General features: G+C 58.8%; 22 protein-coding genes. 6 read left to right on the plus strand and 16 right to left on the minus strand.

Features of this window, described 5'->3' with window-relative positions:
- Positions 1-284: 284 nt before the first annotated feature.
- From IQ265_RS13660 to IQ265_RS13680, 4 genes are all read right to left on the minus strand, one after another.
- Positions 285-1595: a phosphatidylserine/phosphatidylglycerophosphate/cardiolipin synthase family protein gene (locus IQ265_RS13660; protein ID WP_194054467.1), complete on the minus strand. Its 1311-nt coding sequence runs from the start codon at positions 1593-1595 to the stop codon at positions 285-287.
- Positions 1596-1694: 99 nt separating this feature from the next.
- Complete coding sequence (gene codB / locus IQ265_RS13665; RefSeq protein WP_194054469.1) at positions 1695-2990, minus strand: cytosine permease; 1296 nt, start codon at positions 2988-2990, stop codon at positions 1695-1697.
- 565 nt (positions 2991-3555) lie between these two features.
- Complete coding sequence (locus tag IQ265_RS13675) at positions 3556-4251, minus strand: PspA/IM30 family protein (RefSeq protein WP_194054471.1); 696 nt, start codon at positions 4249-4251, stop codon at positions 3556-3558.
- 99 nt (positions 4252-4350) lie between these two features.
- On the minus strand, positions 4351-5766 hold the full coding sequence (locus IQ265_RS13680) for an SPOR domain-containing protein (protein WP_194054474.1): 1416 nt from the start codon (positions 5764-5766) through the stop codon (positions 4351-4353).
- Between the two features lie 298 nt (positions 5767-6064).
- On the opposite strand from IQ265_RS13680, the gene IQ265_RS13685 reads away from it, so the two are divergent.
- On the plus strand, positions 6065-7342 hold the full coding sequence (locus IQ265_RS13685) for a ComEC/Rec2 family competence protein (protein ID WP_194054476.1): 1278 nt from the start codon (positions 6065-6067) through the stop codon (positions 7340-7342).
- Here the strand turns inward: IQ265_RS13685 and IQ265_RS13690 are convergent.
- From IQ265_RS13690 to IQ265_RS13710, 5 genes are all read right to left on the minus strand, one after another.
- Positions 7335-8651, minus strand: coding sequence for a transposase (locus IQ265_RS13690; RefSeq protein WP_194054478.1), 1317 nt, complete (start codon positions 8649-8651; stop codon positions 7335-7337). The genes IQ265_RS13685 and IQ265_RS13690 overlap by 8 nt on opposite strands.
- 384 nt (positions 8652-9035) lie before the next feature.
- Positions 9036-9500 carry a hypothetical protein gene (locus IQ265_RS13695; RefSeq protein WP_194054480.1) on the minus strand — a complete coding sequence of 155 codons (465 nt, stop codon included), beginning with the start codon at positions 9498-9500 and terminating at the stop codon, positions 9036-9038.
- Between the two features lie 6 nt (positions 9501-9506).
- Positions 9507-9923: a hypothetical protein gene (locus IQ265_RS13700; protein WP_194054482.1), complete on the minus strand. Its 417-nt coding sequence runs from the start codon at positions 9921-9923 to the stop codon at positions 9507-9509.
- Between the two features lie 2 nt (positions 9924-9925).
- Positions 9926-10198, minus strand: a complete 273-nt coding sequence (locus IQ265_RS13705) for a hypothetical protein (RefSeq protein WP_194054484.1) — start codon at positions 10196-10198, stop codon at positions 9926-9928.
- 269 nt (positions 10199-10467) lie between these two features.
- Complete coding sequence (locus IQ265_RS13710; RefSeq protein ID WP_194054486.1) at positions 10468-10842, minus strand: hypothetical protein; 375 nt, start codon at positions 10840-10842, stop codon at positions 10468-10470.
- A gap of 170 nt (positions 10843-11012) precedes the next feature.
- Between IQ265_RS13710 and IQ265_RS13715 the strand changes: the two genes are divergently transcribed.
- The 5 genes from IQ265_RS13715 to IQ265_RS13735 are packed head-to-tail and all read left to right on the plus strand — an operon-like array spanning position 11013 to position 12568.
- Complete coding sequence (locus tag IQ265_RS13715; RefSeq protein ID WP_194054488.1) at positions 11013-11300, plus strand: hypothetical protein; 288 nt, start codon at positions 11013-11015, stop codon at positions 11298-11300.
- Positions 11297-11626, plus strand: coding sequence for a hypothetical protein (locus IQ265_RS13720; protein WP_194054490.1), 330 nt, complete (start codon positions 11297-11299; stop codon positions 11624-11626). Before IQ265_RS13715 ends, IQ265_RS13720 begins: the two co-directional genes overlap by 4 nt.
- 49 nt (positions 11627-11675) lie before the next feature.
- Positions 11676-11924 carry a hypothetical protein gene (locus tag IQ265_RS13725; protein WP_194054492.1) on the plus strand — a complete coding sequence of 83 codons (249 nt, stop codon included), beginning with the start codon at positions 11676-11678 and terminating at the stop codon, positions 11922-11924.
- Positions 11925-11957: 33 nt separating this feature from the next.
- Entirely contained in the window at positions 11958-12143 is a 186-nt protein-coding gene (locus tag IQ265_RS13730; RefSeq protein ID WP_194054494.1) for a hypothetical protein, read from the plus strand.
- A 2-nt stretch (positions 12144-12145) separates the two neighbouring features.
- Positions 12146-12568, plus strand: a complete 423-nt coding sequence (locus IQ265_RS13735) for a hypothetical protein (RefSeq protein ID WP_194054496.1) — start codon at positions 12146-12148, stop codon at positions 12566-12568.
- Here IQ265_RS13735 and IQ265_RS13740 read toward each other — a convergent pair.
- From IQ265_RS13740 to IQ265_RS13770, 7 genes are all read right to left on the minus strand, one after another.
- Positions 12541-12741, minus strand: coding sequence for a hypothetical protein (locus IQ265_RS13740; RefSeq protein ID WP_194054498.1), 201 nt, complete (start codon positions 12739-12741; stop codon positions 12541-12543). The genes IQ265_RS13735 and IQ265_RS13740 overlap by 28 nt on opposite strands.
- 103 nt (positions 12742-12844) lie before the next feature.
- The gene (locus IQ265_RS13745; RefSeq protein WP_194054500.1) at positions 12845-13105 is read right to left on the minus strand and encodes a hypothetical protein; all 261 of its coding nucleotides are present in this window, start codon (positions 13103-13105) and stop codon (positions 12845-12847) included.
- Positions 13106-13134: 29 nt separating this feature from the next.
- Entirely contained in the window at positions 13135-13596 is a 462-nt protein-coding gene (locus IQ265_RS13750) for a GIY-YIG nuclease family protein (protein ID WP_194054502.1), read from the minus strand.
- Positions 13593-13979 (minus strand): single-stranded DNA-binding protein, encoded by a 387-nt coding sequence (locus IQ265_RS13755; RefSeq protein WP_194054503.1) that lies wholly within the window; start codon positions 13977-13979, stop codon positions 13593-13595. Before IQ265_RS13755 ends, IQ265_RS13750 begins: the two co-directional genes overlap by 4 nt.
- A gap of 28 nt (positions 13980-14007) precedes the next feature.
- Complete coding sequence (locus IQ265_RS13760) at positions 14008-14304, minus strand: hypothetical protein (RefSeq protein ID WP_194054505.1); 297 nt, start codon at positions 14302-14304, stop codon at positions 14008-14010.
- Positions 14305-14368: 64 nt separating this feature from the next.
- Positions 14369-14623: a hypothetical protein gene (locus IQ265_RS13765; RefSeq protein ID WP_194054507.1), complete on the minus strand. Its 255-nt coding sequence runs from the start codon at positions 14621-14623 to the stop codon at positions 14369-14371.
- A 1392-nt stretch (positions 14624-16015) separates the two neighbouring features.
- The gene (locus tag IQ265_RS13770; protein ID WP_194054509.1) at positions 16016-16375 is read right to left on the minus strand and encodes a hypothetical protein; all 360 of its coding nucleotides are present in this window, start codon (positions 16373-16375) and stop codon (positions 16016-16018) included.
- Positions 16376-16892: the final 517 nt, after the last annotated feature.

The raw sequence follows: 16892 nt of genomic DNA on the forward strand, positions 1-16892 counted from the left end.
ACCTTAAAATTCGCTGAGCCTGAGCATGTCGTCAATTCAGGCTAAAGTCCTGATGCCATCAGCATGGCCACGTCCGACCCCAAAATAGGCTAGGAGCTGTAACCCCTGATTCTTGAACCATCGGCGGCTACTTGATGACAGCCCCTAGGGCCATGGCAGGTGAGCCCGTTAGGACCGAGTAATGTCTGGACCCAGAGTTGCCGTAGGGCGTGTTGCACTGCAATGGCCCTAGAGAATCACTACCGCGTGTTCTACCTAAGCCAACTGCTGCGGTAGTCAAACGTTTAAAGTAGATTTTTGAACAGGAGCGCCCCCCGCCCCTTAATCTTCTCCAGGCGAGGGCGGTTTTGCCATTCGGCGTAGCTGAGGCACAAGCTGTTGTCCATGGCCTTGAGAAAAAACTGCTCAACTTTTTGGGCCAGTTCGGGGTAGCACCCGGAGATATTTAGCTCGTCGTTGTGGAAGTAGCTGCGGGGGTCAAAGTTGGCGCTGCCGGTGCTCACCCAGTCGTCGTCAACCAGCACAAATTTGGCGTGCATCATGCTGGGTCGGTGTTCGCAGATTTTGATGCCGGCTTTGAGCAAGGGGCCGTAGAGGCCGCGACTGGCCAGGTGCACCATTTTTTTGTCGGTGGCAGACCCCATGGTGAGAATGCGGACATCCACCCCTTTTTGGCAGGCGCGGATGAGAGCCTGGATGGTGGCATCATCGGGTACAAGGTATGGGCTGCCAATCCAGAGCCGCTTTTTGGCCGCCAGAATGTGGAGCTGCATCAGCAGTCGCATGGATGACTCATTGAGGCTAGAGGTATTGTCGGTGATGAAAAGCGGCGTGGTTCCCGGCTTCTGAACCGAATTTAGGCCCTGTTTGAGATCGATGCAGCCGCCTGCGGAGGACCAGTTTTGCAAAAATTTGCCCTGAAGTAGACTGACCACTTCGCCTTCGTAGGCCACGTCAAAGTCGAGCCAGGGGGCCACATCGTGCTCAAAGGCGACCCCATCCCAAAAGTCGGACACGCCAGCGCCGCCAATATACACCCGTTGACCGTCGATAATCAGCAGCTTGCGGTGCGATCGCGAGTTGTACTCCAGGGGTGCCCGCCAGTCGAGGGGGCGAAAAAACTGAATATCAACGCCTATATTTCTCAGCCGCCGCCAGTATTTTTCGGGCATGGCCTTAGTGCCCTGGTGGTCGAGCAGAAGCTGAACTGCGACCCCGGCCAGGGCGCGATCGGTAACGACTTCGGCAAAGGCATCGGCCCGGCGGCCCGGCGTCATGAAGTAGGTTTCGTACTGAATTAGGTATTTAGCACTGGCGATGGCAGCGTTGCGGGCCGCGTAAATGTCGTCTATCTCGCTCCAAAAGCCGACGAGGTGCCCTGTGGTATCGGCGGAGTTGGCCAACCCCTCAAGGCTGAGGGCAAAGCAGGGGTCATCTAGGCTGGGTACGTTGTCGATCGTGCAGTTAGAGGGTCGGCTAAAGCTACCCCTGAGATACCCATAGCTGACCAGCACCAGCACCAGCAGCACCAGCCCGCCCACTAACCACCACAACCACACAGGGGGAGGCTCCGAATCATCGGTTTCGGTAGACATAGGGGCGAAATGCTCAGCGAATAAAGTAAACCCTAGCGTAGCGTCGAACGTTCTTTCAAGGCTCTACTTCCAAAGATATATCCCGTAGGGAGGGCCTATCTAGACCTGCGATCGCGACGACGGTAGCACTCGACTCAGCAGTACGTAGAGCACCAGCGCCGAGACAATGCCGTTGATGGGCACAATGCCCCAGCCCGCCTGGCCAGTAACGTAGGCGATCGCCGAAGCCACCACGTAGGCCACTACCCCCGCCCAGTTAAACGCAGGCTGACGTTCATCTAGCGCTGGAAACTGACCCCGGCGGTTGACCCAGTAGTCGGCCATGATGATGCCGCCAATGGGCGGAATAAACGTACCCAGCAAAATCAGGTATTGCACCAGCCCTTCGTAGATGCCGCCCCAGGCCATAAACAGCGCGATCGTGGCCCCGCCCAGCACAAACAGCGTGCGACGACTGCTGCGAAACATATTCGACCCGGCAATCGAAAAAGCGTAGATGGTGTTGTCCTGGGTGGTCCACATGTTCAACAGGAACAGGATCAGGCCGCCCACCAGCAGCCCCTGCTGGGCCATCACCTGCACGATGTCGGGTTCGCCGTAGACCTTGGCGCAAAACGCCCCTGAGAAAATCAAAAAGCCGTTGCCTAAAAAGAAGGCAATCAGCGTGGCGATAAAGCCCGCTTGACCGTTTTTGGCAAACCGACTCCAGTTGGTAGCCTGGGTGCCGCCCGAGACAAAGGTACCCACAATAATCGTAATGGCGGCGCTCAGGGGCAGCGGATCGGCGATCGCTGTCGCCTGCAGCCCGGCAAAGCCACCCACATCTCGCGTGGCCACCGTTAGGCTCATGGCCATTAGCAGCACCATGGCCGGTACCGCCAACCGGCTCAGCCAGTCCATGGCGGTGTAACCAAGGTAGGCAGTGGAGCAAAAGGCGTAGGTAAAGAACAAAATAATTAGCCAGTTCCACGACTCGGGCACCCCAGCCAGGGTGTTGAGCAGCTGCGCCATCAGCGCTGAGCCCCAGGCGTACCAGCCAATCTGCGTAAAGCCGAGAATGAAATCGACCCAGCGCGACCCCACGTTGCCAAAGCTAAACCGCGCCATCAGCACGGTTGTCAGCCCGGTTTCGCCCGCAATGTAGCCCAGCAGCGCGGCGTACAGCCCTAAAATCAGGTTGCCGACTACAATCAGCGCCACCAGATTGGGCCAGAACTGAAAGGAAGGACCCACCAGCCCGCCAGCAAACAGGGTGCCTGAGTAGAGCGTAAACCCGACCAGAATGGGGGCCAAGGAAAAGAGCGATCGCCGCGCCGCTACCGGCACCGGACTGAGAGGATAGTCTTCAGCAATGCTGCCCTGGTTGCCCAGAGACGATTCAGTAGTGGTAGACATGGGGTTATTAAAAAACGCCTTGGCCCGCATTGTAAGGATAGGCCAAAGCATAGAAAGTATTCCAGTAAACAGTTGGCTAGTGGGGCGCTCCAGCTAGGCTAATACCAATTGTCCATGCCGCTAGCGCGGCACCCCCAACGATAAAAACAGCCATAGCCGGTCCCTGAGCGAAGTCGAAGGGATGGCTATTTATAGAGCAAATCCTGCATGAATACCCCAATTTTTGGGGACGCAGCATGCTACGCCCCCACGAGGTTCCTGATTATAAATTGGGGTTTACCAAATCAAATTTCCTATGAGACTGGGGGTATGACCCAATTTGGAGCTAACCCTAGGGCTGTCCTGGAGGCAATCCGTTACCTATGCCGCCAAAATTTGAGCAGCGGTCAAATCTAAAGACGGAACCCTAGGCGACTGGAGCAAATCACTCCCTTGAAACACGGCTGAGTCATAAAACTGGTGGTCTAATCCGCAGAGCGTGATGAGATTTTGAACAGGATCAACAATCCAGTACTCAGGAAGGTTAGTTTGTGGGCGGTAGTGGCCATCGCTGATCGCCGCTCCCCTAAGCCGACGGTGGCAGGCGATCGGGCGGTTTACCCTGGCCCAAGCGGTTTTTCATCGCTTCTAGCTCACTATCCACTGTAGTTGAGCCACCCTCAAGGGCGGCAAACTGGCGCTCTAAGGGGTCGCCGCTAAGTTCTTCGAGAGCTTCGGATCTGGCTTCTAGCTCCATCACCCGCTCCTCCATGCGCTCGAAGGCTGCGATCGACCCGCCGGTACCCGTCTGACCCAGCATTTCCTGAATGCGTTGGGAGGCTTCGGCAGAGCGGGCGCGAGCAATGTACAGATCTTTTTTGGTGCGGGCGTCGGAGATTTTAGCTTCGAGCCGCCGCATATTGTCTTTGAGACCGCCGACTACGTCGCGCTGCTGGTCGAGTTGGGCATCCATAGCCTGAGCCGACTGCAGGTAGGTTTGACGCCGGGTGAGCGCCTGACGGGCCATGTCCTCTTCGCCCTTTTGAATAGCTAGCTCAGCCCGGTTGTACCACTCCTGGGCGGTAGATTTGGCCTGGGCACTCTGGCGCTCAGTGCGCTTTTGGGTGGCGATCGCCTGGGCCACCGCCTGCCTGAGCTGAATCAGGTTGGCCTGCATATCGGCCATCGCCTGTTCCAATACCTTTTCAGGATCTTCGGCCTGGCTGACGGCACTGGTGAAATTAGACCGCAACAATCGCCATATCCGATCAAACAGCCCCATCGATCGTTCTCCAGCGAGGGTAACCTGCTTCAGCATAACAGGCGGGTTCGAGTCGCTGTAGGCCCACGATACATCGTGGGCCTACAGCGACTTGTGGCTTTATGGCGAGATCACCTGCGCCGGAATCCCCTGGCTTTCTAGCTGCTGCTGCAGATTGCGGGCCGACGACTCCTGGGAAAATGCGCCCATTTGAATGCGCGTGCTACCGGAGAAATCGCGCACGTAGGCATCGCCGACCGCCCCCCGCGCCGACTCTAAGGAGCTAGCCCCGTTGTAGTCGGTAACCACGTAGTGGCTGGGAGCGGCCTGGGGCGGTGCCTGGGTAATGGGGGCTGGAGGTGCCACGGGAGATGGAGCAGCGACCGCAGGCGGAGCGGTCTGGGCGCGATCGCGGGCCAGAGGCTGCGGGGGTTGAGCGTTGGCAGCCGGAGGGGCTGCGCGCAMCGCTGGGGGCGGAGTTGCCGGAGCAGCCGGGGCGGGGCGAGAAGGCGTAGGGGCAGAGCGAACGGCGCTGGGCTGCGTGGTTGTGGCCGGACGCGGGGCCGCCACAATGTCGGCTCGCACCACGGCTGAGTTAGGCGAGTTAGGTGAATTGGGTCTGCCACCAGCGGGGGTCAACACGCCCGGTCGAGGGGTTGAGGGAACTGCCCCAGGCGCGCTGTCACCCTCAGCGAGAGGAGTTGCGCCCAGCTGGCCTTGCACCGGCACATTCCGAACTGGAGTTGGCGAGTTGGCCGAGGGCAGGGTGCTGATATCGTTTAGACCAATGGAGCCAAACTCCTGTTCCGACAGGTCGGGACCGAGGGGCTTAAAGCCGCTTTCCCCCTGGTTGGCCAAGCCCGCCTGGGCCGCATCGCTGGCGGCATCATCGGCCGGAACGGGGGTGCTCCTCAGTCGTCGGGCAATGGGGTTGTTGCTCAGGTGGCTAATGGCCTCAGGCGAGGTAACCAAATAGCCAAAGCTGGCGCTGCCCACCAGCAGCAGCAGCAGGGCACCCATTCCCAGTGGAGTAGTCAGCTGACGAATTAAAGACGGAGACTCGTCGCCATCCGGCCCGGACTGGGGGCGGCTAGGGCGACTACCCAGCAGCGCTTCAGTGCTTTCTAGATACTCCTCAGGGGAGGGGCGGTAGGTGGTGAGGGTGCCGCCGTGGCTAAGCCGCACCTGGTTGACGGTGGCTTTGGGTGGGTAGGTCTGGCTATTGGGTACCGACGCCTGCCCCAGCAGCTCCTGTAGGCGAGCGTTAGGCGGGGGCGGGGGCGGAGCCGTCGCTGTAGCCCCGGCAGCCGTTTTAAGGGCAATCAAATCGATCGGTTTGCGGTTTGGGCGCAGCTGTAGCCGGGCTGGCGCTGGCACTGTCGCACCCTGGCCAGAGCGATGCTGGCGATAGCGTTGCAGTTCGTCATCCAGGTTGAGGGCGAGGCTCTCGATCGCCCGCTGCAGGCGCAAGGTCGACTCACCTGAGGGGGCAAAACTCTCAGGCCTGGTGGATAGACCGGAGGGCAATGGCGTCATAGTCATCATCTCCTGGATGCGGCAATGATTAATACTACTGATTTCTCAAAAGTTAGCAAGTAAAAATTGCGAAACCTCATTGGCACCACCTGCCATTCCCCAAAGAACCGGGCAATCGCGTTTTGGGGAATGCGCGATCGCGGTGATTCTAAGCCGCCATTCGGGCTTTCTAAAGCTATAGCCAGCGTTGGCTTGAGAGAGACGCTGGCGCGTCTGGTAGCACCTTAGTAATCAGCTTCTCAGCGATCGCTTGCGTTCTCAGCTACCGGGCCATCGCCATATCGGGTGCAGAGAAGAAATGAGTAATCTGACAGGTTTGCTGGGGGCTGGCGCGTACTGCGCGGGGCTGCTCTGGGTCAGTCTTTGGGTGCACCACCTGGGGTTTGACCTCTGGGTTGGAGTCGGGGTAGCGGGCATGGGGGCGCTGGGGGCCGCCGCCCTGGCCGCCCTGGTGCTGCCCGCTCGCTGGTGCAAGGGGCCGACGGCTGCCCAGTGGCTGGTGGCGGGGGCGATCGCCCTGTTGGCCAGCCTCAACTACGGCCTGCGCTACCCCGTCCCAAGTGTGCTCGACATTAGCCACCTGCTTACCCAGGGCGATGCCGTCGGAGCGCAGCAAATTGTCTGGGGCCAGGTGCAGGAAATGCCACGGCTCTCGCGCAGCGGTCGCGGACAGCTGTGGCTCAAGACCGACCAGGTGCGGCGGCTCGATGCCCAGAATAACCCGCTCAGCCCCCCCGGCATTGCCCAGGGCAGGCTCTACATCACCGTCCCCGCCGAGCAAATCGAAGGTCTATTTCCAGGGCAGCGGGTGCAGGTGGAGGGCAAACTCTACGCACCCGCGTCAGCCAAAAACCCCAATGCCTTTGACTTTCGCCGGTACCTGGCCAGCCAGCGCTGCTTTGCCGGGTTTATAGGTAAAACGGTCGTTCCCGAAAAGGGCCAGTTGCCGCCCCGATGGGCGCTGTGGCGGGTGCGCCAGCGCATTGCCCGCGCCCATGCAGCCCGGTTGGGTACTCCCGCCGGGCCGCTGGTCAGCGCTATGGCCCTGGGCCGCAAAGCGGTGGCCGTTCCTTACGACATTCAGGATGCCTTTGTCCAGGCTGGCATGGCGCACACCCTAGCGGCGAGCGGCTTTCACGTGTCGCTGGTGCTGGGGGTGGTGCTGGTGATCCTGGGGCAGAAGGCGATCGCAACCCGGCTTTCTAACCCCGCACAGGCAAAATTCTTGGCCGGCAGCGCGACCCTGATTGTTTACATGCTAATCACTGGCGGACAGCCCAGCGTTATGCGAGCGACGGTGATGGGCTTTGGCATGCTGGTGGGCATTGCCCTGGAGCGCAGCGTCAAGCCTCTGGGCTGCCTGCTGGTGGCGGTGACGCTGCTGCTGCTGCTCAACCCAGGCTGGATTGACGACATTGGCTTTCGCCTCAGCGTGATGGCCACCCTGGGGCTGATGGTGGCGGCAAAGCCGATCGCCGAGAAGCTAGAGTGGCTGCCGACCACGCTGGCGGCAGTGGCAGCAGTACCTCTGGCCGCCTACCTATGGACAATCCCACTCAGCTTAGTTGTCATGTAGAAATGACCAAATCAATTAGCTCTTTATAGAGCAACTTGCAGGCGTAACCGTGTAGATTCCCTGCCCTCTGGTACATATTTTTTCCTTTCCCCTTCAGCTTGTCCCGGTGGTCTTTGAGCTTTGTCGAGAGTGGGGCCTTTGCGCGGCCTGTCTCGATTTGCACCACCGCATAATTCCAAAATGCGATCCGGCTGTACTTGCAACCGATGGGTTGGATCTTGTCCTCCTTGCTGTCGGTACGCTTCTTGGCCTGCCATCGCTTAGAAACCGTTGGCGCTAGTCCTCCATCGGTGCCACTGCGCGGCGTGGACTGCGCGGCCCCTAGAGCTGCCTTGAACTGGCTTAGGCTGCGGTCGTGAGTGCAAATCTTGCCCGTGGTTCGGCTGGGCCTTCTGACGCGCATAGGCAGCCCATCGGCTCCCATGAACCGTTCAAATGGGTAGATCCGAGTCAGCCAGATTGATCGCACGAATTGACTTAGCCCAAGCTTGTCGAATGCTTCCATGTAGGGCTTAAAGCGTTCCTGGGCCAATAGTGCGTTGATGTCGTTTTCGATCGCGGCCATTGCATCCTCGATGTCTGCCATCTGAGTCGCAATCCAGCGAGTGTACTCGCTGACTCCACGGCCAAAGGTGCCGGGGCATTTCACGCGCGGGCGCGGTTGCCCTGGCCCTGGGGCCTTGAGCCGCCTGACTGCGCCATCGTGCAGGTTATTCCAATAGCTATTAGTGACCTTCTCAGCTCGACCGGCTAACCAGGCGATCACTCCATGCACCCCCTGGCCCCAATCCCGTTCATAGGAAAATTCCATCTGTTCGGGGAACTCATAGGCAAACTGCCCGCGCACCCTGGACAGGTGTGCCGATCGCAGCTTGTTGAGGCTATGCCGCCTTAGCCACTGCTGCCTCAACCAGTCCATATCAGGGTCAATGTCGGGCAAAAATGCCCGTGTGTCCTCCCAATGCTTCAGGCCATAGATGGCGATCGCCAGTGCGTCAAAGTGATCGTTCTTCTCCAGCCGCATCTGCTGCCGGTCTAGGCTCATGCGTCGGCCTGAAACCTGGCGGTAGGTGATGCCTTTGGCCCTGAAGTAATCGCTAAATGCCCGCTCGTATCGGCCTCCACTGGCCTCGAATAAGATGGCATCGGGTTCTAAGGCTGCGATCGCCCCCAAGTCGCTTGCATTTGGCTCGATGTGCCAGAACACAAAGTCTTTAGAGTGGATAAAAGTTTCTAGGTCTTGCGGTATTTCCTCCAGCATTACGCAGGTTGCAATGCCCTTGGAAATATCCATTCCTATGATTTTCATGCACCTAAACCTATTGCTTACTACTAAAAAGCCCGCTCAAGCGGGCTGTGTTTTGCTGGTTCCCTTGCGGGTTTCCTCGTTAACTCTTAAAGCTGCCTATGGCTGCCGCTGCTGTTCACAAAAACCAGCGATAGAGGTAGCAACCGATTAAGCTCTAAACGGCAAAGCCGCCTTTTAACCGATTTCTATCTCAAGAGGTAGCAACCGATTAGAGACAAAACGGCAAAATGCTGTCGTGTATTACTTAAGCCGCTACCTCTGCGGGTTGGGGTTGGAAGCCAAACCGCGACACCTGCTTTAGTAGTTCTCGGCCTGAGCAACGTCCAAACTTGTCCAGGCTTGAAGAGTTTTCGGCAGGTGTTTCGGCCCTGGCTAGGGGCCTCGTCAGGCGGGGAAAATGGGCTCAATCTTGGCCTTAGCGAGTGCGGCTTGCCAATTCTCAAAGGTGGCCTCTGGGTCTGGGGTCTGCTGCATGAGCATGGCCAGGGCCTTACCGATCGCCTCGTTGTCGGCATCCTCGGCCAGGTCGAGAGAGAGATTCAGCGATCGCTCGGGCCTGGGCCGTTCCCCAAAATACTCGTCGGCCTCGGCCTCGGTAAGGTCAAACTCGGGATGATAGCCCTGGGCAACCATGCCAGCTAATTCGGGCGTTTCGGTCTTCTGAGCGATCGCCATCGCCAGGTTAGTGATGATCTGCCTGACAAACTCTGCGCTCTGGCCGTGGTTGTCAGGGTGCCTTAGCGCCAGCTGCAGGTGAGCGATCAGGATAAATGCTCTGCCGGGGCTGGTGGCGAACTCGATTACCTCCTGAGAGCGGGCAACGCGATCGATAATTTCCTGTGGTGTCATAGGGTCTTACTCCTGGCCTGGGGCATAAACAACACACTCTGGCTCTGTCCCAATGCCGTCGCCTGGGTCGGCTGCGGTGGGGGTGTCGTCCTCGGTTAGCCACCCTGGATCGGCCTGGGCCTGTAGGGCGATCGCCCGCTGCTGGTTCAAACTTTCCTGATAGGCAAGTTTGGCTATTCGCCTTAAGCGCTCAAACTCTAAATGTGTGCAGTAGATCCCTATGTGGTTTATCAAGTCGTCGCGGGTAGTTAGGTGCATTAAGTCATCCTCGATATGTGGGTCTTGAGCGGGGTCTAGCTCGATGTACTCCAGCAGACCACGCAGGCGATCGCATAGGTCAGCCTTGGTAAAACTCGGGCCTTCCCTCAGCAGGTAACACAGTTCGTTAACCTCTGCGATCGCTATGTTTTGCCATTCCTCCATCGTCAAACCCTCGGTAAAATCGGCTCTGGTCGGTTGATCACTGGTGCTCGGGGGATGTTGTCCCAAACATTTATCCTCACTGGTTCAGGCTCTGGCTCTGGCCCTGGCTCTAGCTGTGGCCGATGGGGCGGCGGGCTGGTGCCGAGGGCTTCTACCTGCATTCGTGCGACATCTAAGCCCACTTGAATCAGGTTTCGACTGCATCTGATCGTCACTTCCACTACTTCTTGGGTGGTGTCTTCGATCGCTTCAACGGTGAATGTCTGTTGGCTCATGGCGTATTCTGTAGGGGTGGCCACCCCGTAGGGTGGCCCTGAACATGGTTCTTTTGGTTCTGTGTTCTCTGGTGGCAGGGCGAGGGGGAGTGTGTAAGCTGGTAACTCATTGCTCCCCTGGCTCGGCCTATAGGCGGGTGCGTCTGCGGCGGGCGGGTTGTCCTGAGTAAGAGGTTTGCCCTGGCCTTGGTCGCTGCTATCCGAAGTCTTCTACCTATCCGGGGGGGTCGTTGCCCTGGCCCCCAATCCGTGGCCCTTGCCGCGTGTGATTAGCTGCCCTGAATGTCGAGCTGCCCACATCGGGCGATCGCATATCGCCTCATGTTGGCGGGGTCTATCGTCACTAGGCGCTGGTGCAAAATTGCGGCCTCTGTGCGGCCAATGGTTTCGGCAATGATCATGTTGGGCTGCATTCTGAGGTCTACCAGGCAGTAATCAAACTGCTTGCCCTGGCTAATGATCGTTGTGTATTCGCCGTCTGGGTCTAGATGTTGCAGGGCATAGACCAGGGTGTTTGCGACGGTGGCGATCCGGGTGCGGGCGATCGCCTCGGAGAACTTTTGCTCTTTGAATAGAACGACAAAATTTAGCTCTGGCCGTACAACCTGACTGGTTGCGGCTGGTGCTGACGCAAGGGGAGGCATAGGCGAAACTCCAAAAGGAAGGAAGGCGATCGCTCATTGGGAACGGCTGAGCGATCGCTGATGCTGTTGGCATAATTTGGTACAAACTTGTACCGTTTCTGTACCATACCACAGGGTACAATATTGGTACTAGGATGTTTCTAATCTGTATCTGTGCGAGGATCGGCACGATGTCTGCGAACGACTCTGACACTATGCCGAAGCGCTTCTGGGTTGGCCCTCTGGGTGTCCATGATGATGATTGGTTAACCATTTGGGCATGGCTAAACAACCGCTCCAAAAGTGCTCAGGCTGGCAGCCTGATTAGTTCTAGGATTCGTGCGAATCAAACTCAAATTGAGGCGATGTTGAGCTACACAGCTGACCGCATGGGCCTTACCCCTGATGAGCTGCGCCGTCAAATCCTCCGCAAAGAGATCACTCCTGGTGATGTTGAGTTACCCGAGGATGACGAATGAGCGAACCCGCCACAGAACGACTTGCCCGCGCTATGGAAGAGGCGGGCTGCCCTGCTGAGGCGATCGCGCTGGCCAGCGCTGGCCACTACGACGATTTCAAATCACCCTTAGCTTTACCCACTGAGCAGCTGCTTATTGATCTGGAGAATAACGGCTTTCCTGAGTTGGCAAAGCGAGTTGCCGCTGGCGAGTTTGACGCTACCGCCGAAGAGGGGCGTGAGTGGTTTGAGGCTGAGGGGCGATCGCTTTTAATGAGTGGGCTTATGCCTGACATCATCAGCGGTTCACCGCCAAACAATCGCCCCACGCCAAAGGGGTTTGGCTGATGTGGGGCACCGTAAACTACACCCCACCCACCCTTACAAGCGCATCTCAATGAGCACCCAAACGGAGAACGGCACGGCCTGGGCCATGGTGACGGCTTACCCCAGCCACGGCAAACGGTATTACCGCTTCATGGCTGGCCTGGGCGATCGCATCGACGTACAGAAGCACATTCCCGGTGGTGCCTGTGGGACTCCGACAGCTGAGGCGCGCGCCTCTGAGGTGGGCAGATGGGTGCGGCTGGGTCGCAGTACCACCGATGTATTAGGGCTGATAAATTCGTGGAGTCACAAAAAGTAAGTCTTCCGCAAGTAACCGAACCACAGTAAAGCTATGAAGAAAACCATCGAAATTTCAGTGAGCAAAATTCTTGACCTAATTGGGGATTTTATTGTTGCGGAGCTGGCTACCAGCGCTGATTGTGAGATGTACGTCAATAACTACGAGTGGTCTGAGGATGGCGAAACGCTCAAGGCCATTGTTTTTGCCGTTGAAGAGCCGGATGAGTTTGACGATTAGCCATGCCGATCGATCGCTCTCGCTACTCCCCTGATTGGCCCAAGATTTCTCGCCAGGTGAAAGAGGCGGCGGGCTGGTGCTGCTGCCGGTGCTCTCGTCCGTGCCGAATGCCTGGGGAGGATTTAACCCAATTCAGCACAAGGGCGATCGCGGCGGGTTGGGGTCTGGAGCTGCACAAACCGGGGCGCTTTGTGCTGACGGTGGCGCACCTTAACCAGAATCCTAGGGACAATGACCCGGCTAACCTGGCGGCCCTTTGCTCGGTCTGCCACATTAACCACGATCGCCCTTACCTGCTGCACAACCGCAGGCGTAAACGTGAGCGGGCGGGGCAGCTAAACCTGATCGAACCGCCAGCGCTGCCGGTGGTGCCTGCTGGCCGTGGCCTCAACCCCGATCAACTCCAGCCCCCATTCTGGGGGTGATGCTCGGGTTGCTCTGGGGCACCGTACAGAATTCGCTTTATAGCTGTCTCCTGACCTTCGGTGATGTGCTGCTTATTGGCCTTGAGTGTAGCGATCGCTTGCTCGATTTCCTGGCGGGCGATCGCTACTGCTTGCCGGTGGGGGTCGCCATAGGTGGGGCTGCTCTCGCTCATGCCTGGGCCTTTGCCGGTGGGGGATATCTAAGCGTACAAAAAACCCAGCCTTGCGGCTGGGCGGGGGTTGTAGTTTCGCCTACTCACACTCTGGCATTATCGGCTAAGAGGCTTTGGCTTTTGCGGCTGAGCTTATGGCGATGGTAAGGGCTGCCTCAGCGTCGACGCCGAGCACTCGCAAAAATCGGGCGAGGTTTTCCCAACTGGCGGAGTCGGGTTTCTCGACGATTCTAAGCAGGGTGTTGCGGTATTTGTCCTGACGCTCAGGCTTCTCCCCGTCCTTGGCTATGCCGTAGGCGATCGCCAACTGGTTGAGGTTGCGCCCATCCGCCTCTACAAGCTGGTCGACCAGAGGCTTTAACATTTCACATACCGCATAAGAATGCGGATTTATCATAGCTCATCCTCTCCTGCGATTTGCCGTAGCTGCCGCCTCTGCCTGGGTGTAATGAAGTCCTCGTGCTTCTCTAGGGCTGCGATCGCTCCCTCAATGGCGGCGGCGATCGCCTGTTGTCGTCTGAACTCTGGCTCTGTTTTCCGCAGTGCCCAGATAACCCTCATCCGCTCGGTGTGCTTTGCCCTGGATCTTTTGGTGCCAGTTCCGTTGAGGGTTGGCTGTAGCTTTGCTATCCATGCGTACTCCCCGATTGAGTTTGGCCCAGAAGTCTCCAAAACCTCAAAGGTGAATGACTCTATGCCGTATTCGTCCGCTAAGGATTGCATGTCGGAGTTGTGGTGTCTCCTGGCGACCAAGTCTTTTCGGTGCTTCTCCCATCTCACCGCAAGCTTGGCCGACCACCCCACATACTGATCACCTGTCGCGGTGCAGGTGATCAGGTACACGCCCTCTGTCATCCCAGCGCCTTCACAACGTAGTCGGGCAGCTCGTCAGCATCGGCATCGGCATCGGCGGCGAATGTGATCAGTCGACCATAGGCAACGGTGTCGCCTTCGCCTTTGCCCATTGCCCGAGAAAACCAGATTGCGGCTCCATACTTTTTGTTCTGGCCTGCCCTCCGCGTGTAGTGGTGGCCCATCCAAAAAACTTTGGTCGGGCCGTGCTGGTCGCGGGCGACTTCGTAACCTCCGATCGCTTTCACCCATCCGTTTTTGTAGCTGGCTAGGGGCCGCTTCCAATTGGGGGGATTGGCGGCGGCGGTGGCCATGAGTGCCAGCTCGATATTTTTAAGAGTGCGGGTTAGCTCGGCGTAGGTGTCGGTCTGCTGTTGGTCGGTCATGGCTGATTTCTCTTTGTGGTGGTTGTGGTTAGCGATAGCGTTTGCCGTTACAGACTGGGCATGGCTCGGGGTTGCGGCGGCTGGTGTCTACTCCGGTGCCGTTGCACTCGTCGCAACTCTGGCGAGCGCGGCGGCTGTCGCGCATAAGGGCAATCAGGCTGCGATCGTTTAGGTAGATGCTGGCTAGCTTGCCTCGGTCTTTGAGGATGGCGACCATCCGGGCTTTCGTCACCAGCGCGATCGGCTGGCTGGTGAGGCGCTTTGGCCTGTCGTCGTTGTGGCCTGAGTGCAGTAGCATCGCTCTGCCGCCTTTGTTGGTGCTCATAGCTGGTTACTCTCTGCTGTGGTGTATGGGTGCCCGCCTGGGCGGCGGGCTGGTGCCGGGTGGGCTAAAGAACTGGGCGGTATAACTTGCAGGTTTGGGCGTAGCTGTTGGGCGGCTGCGGGTTGCGATCGAGCTGCGCCATAGCCCAGCAGTGGGCGGGCCTGAGCTGGCCGTTAACGATGCGGGCCGACTGCCAGCACTGGCAGAAGCTACAGGCGGGCTTGCTTAGCTCGGCCTCTACCCATGCCCAAAAGTCTGCATCTGGCTCTGCCTGCTCGTTGGCCCATTGATCGGCGGTGGTCTGCTGCTCGTAGGTCATGGCTCTGGCTGTGGTGTGGTGGTGAATAGATGAGAGCTGCCCTTGGCGGTGGCTGCGAGTGCCTTAAAACCAGTGCCTTAAAATGCCGGGTCTGGTGTCTAGCGGTCGGTGGCCAACCTGCTGCCGCCACTACCAAGGAGAGATACTTACCGAAGCTTCAAAATGGGCTTTCGCCCTACGCCTTGAGGTGCCTTGCTGTCTCTCGTGCTGGGGTTCGCCTGGTCGGCTGCTGCCCTATCAGTCGGGTACATGGGCTGATCGTTCGCCTGGGCGGCTGCTGCGATCGGCAAATCTTGACTACCTAAGCCGGAATTTCTCTCTTGCTCTTGTCTAATTATACGCGCAGTAATGCGGAAATAGCAAGGCAATAGAGCTGTAAGAATGTAAATATATACGCGCAAAAATGCGGATAGGATGCTACAATAAAGGGGTACCGATATAGGGCTGAGAGATGGGGCTAGTGAGCTGGGCGACATGGGCGAGAGCTGCCAAAATGGGCCGCGCTGGTGTGGTGGTGGCCGTGGCCGATGCTGCCGCCTGGGCGGCTGAGCTGCCCGCGCTGTGCCYCARTKCCNCGCWNGSTGGSWGCNCGYYMSKTKYYMCCARWCCRKMGSSCWGGNCGGYKNNTGKCTCTRSRRYKYYSMKGNAGCNNCWGCWGCKSGNGCCWSMRYNTGCGMRRSWTNNCAGCARCWYRGCGGGAAACCTGCTGCCCTGGTAGGGCTGCGCCTGGGCCGCGAGGCTGGCCCAAACCCCTACGCCAAATGGCTGAACCGCCGCGAAAAAACTTGACAGGCGGGCACGGCCCTGCCACCCCCGAGCCGGGGTGGGGGTCTGGGGGCGGGGCGACGGGTGAGCGCCCGCACCCGGCGCAACCAAAACGCGACCGGAGGGAGCACCATACCCCGTAGCGCAGCGGAGGCAGAGCATCTATCCGATGACAGCGCCCAACGCGAAGCGACACCACGCCGCGAAGGGGCCGCCAGGGCATGAGGCGCAAAAAAATGGTCGCGCTGACCTTAAAAAAGCGGGTGGCTGGCACAGATCCCGAGTGTTGCCGATCGCCTGTGGGCCGCAAGCCAACAACAAAACGAGCACCCCTAAAATGCGCCGGTAGTGCAGCGCTTGCCCTGGTGGCCAGGGGTCTGCGTGGTATGCTTTCCCGCTGCGCTGGCACTCGGCAACGAGAAACTAACTACTTGCGGAAACTCTGACGCGGGTTTCCCGGTGGCCCAACGGGCGACCGTTCCTCTACTTGCGGAAAGTTTGACGCGAGGATTTGCGGAGGGTGGGGCCGACAGCGCAGCACGGCCCGCCCTGGAGCATCCAGCGAGTGAGCAAAGTCGGAACCATAAAAAAACCCAGCAGAGGCGAGAGCCCCTGCCGGGTGAGCCGCTAAGCGACTGACTGAACTAGAACCCGAGCACCGCGCCGCTTGCCGAGGGTGCCCTTGCCGGTGACCAGCAACGGAGTGGCACCGACCGGCGCGTGAAACTTGAGCGCGAACTGAGCCGCTAGAGAGGGGCTGGCGGTGAAGTGAACCCACCGAAAACCGGGAGCGCTAGCGCACTCGCCCGCGCAGGTGACAACACCGCCAAGCTGCTGAACCCGCGCAATGGTGGCCGCGCTGCTGGCTGCCGGGAAACCCCAGAGACAGTAGCCGCCCTGGCCGATGGACTGGTAAAACCGAACGTGCTGCCAGCTGCGAGGAACTGAGGCACCGACGACCAACGAAAACTGATGTGAAGTAAGCATGTGAAACCTGCCGAAACTACAGGCCCTCTACCCGGTACGGTTTCCTTCGGGGCGACCGGGGTACTAGCGCCAGCTGCCAAAGCGACTACCGGCGATCGCAGGCATCTTAGCCCGGTGGCCCAATGGAGCGCAGCACCAAGGGAGGCCGCGCAACGCAGGCCCTAGGTGTGCCGATCGCCTACTGAGTGGCCGGAATAGGCATGGGCTGGCGCGGGTGCTTAGCTAGGGATAATAGAAAACCTGTGGAGGCTAGATAACTGTGGCGGATCGGGGTCTTTGTTGTTCCGGCTGAACAGTGGACTAAGCTCGTGCCCTTTGGGCCGCTGGGGATAGTAGCGGAATGGCCCACGCGATCGCCGGTTAGCATTCACCTTTGATAGGGCCATTGGTAGCGGATAGCCCCAACGAGTGCAGCGGAGCGGAGCGAGTAACCGTGTGGCGATCGCCGGTCAATCATCCTGCAGCAGCAGCGCCAGCAAAAGCAAAGCCTCCGCAAGTGCAGAGGCTGAGTGGGTTG

It is taken from the genome of Nodosilinea sp. LEGE 06152 (genome assembly GCF_015207525.1).
In the GTDB taxonomy this organism is placed as follows: Bacteria; Cyanobacteriota; Cyanobacteriia; order Phormidesmidales; family Phormidesmidaceae; genus Nodosilinea.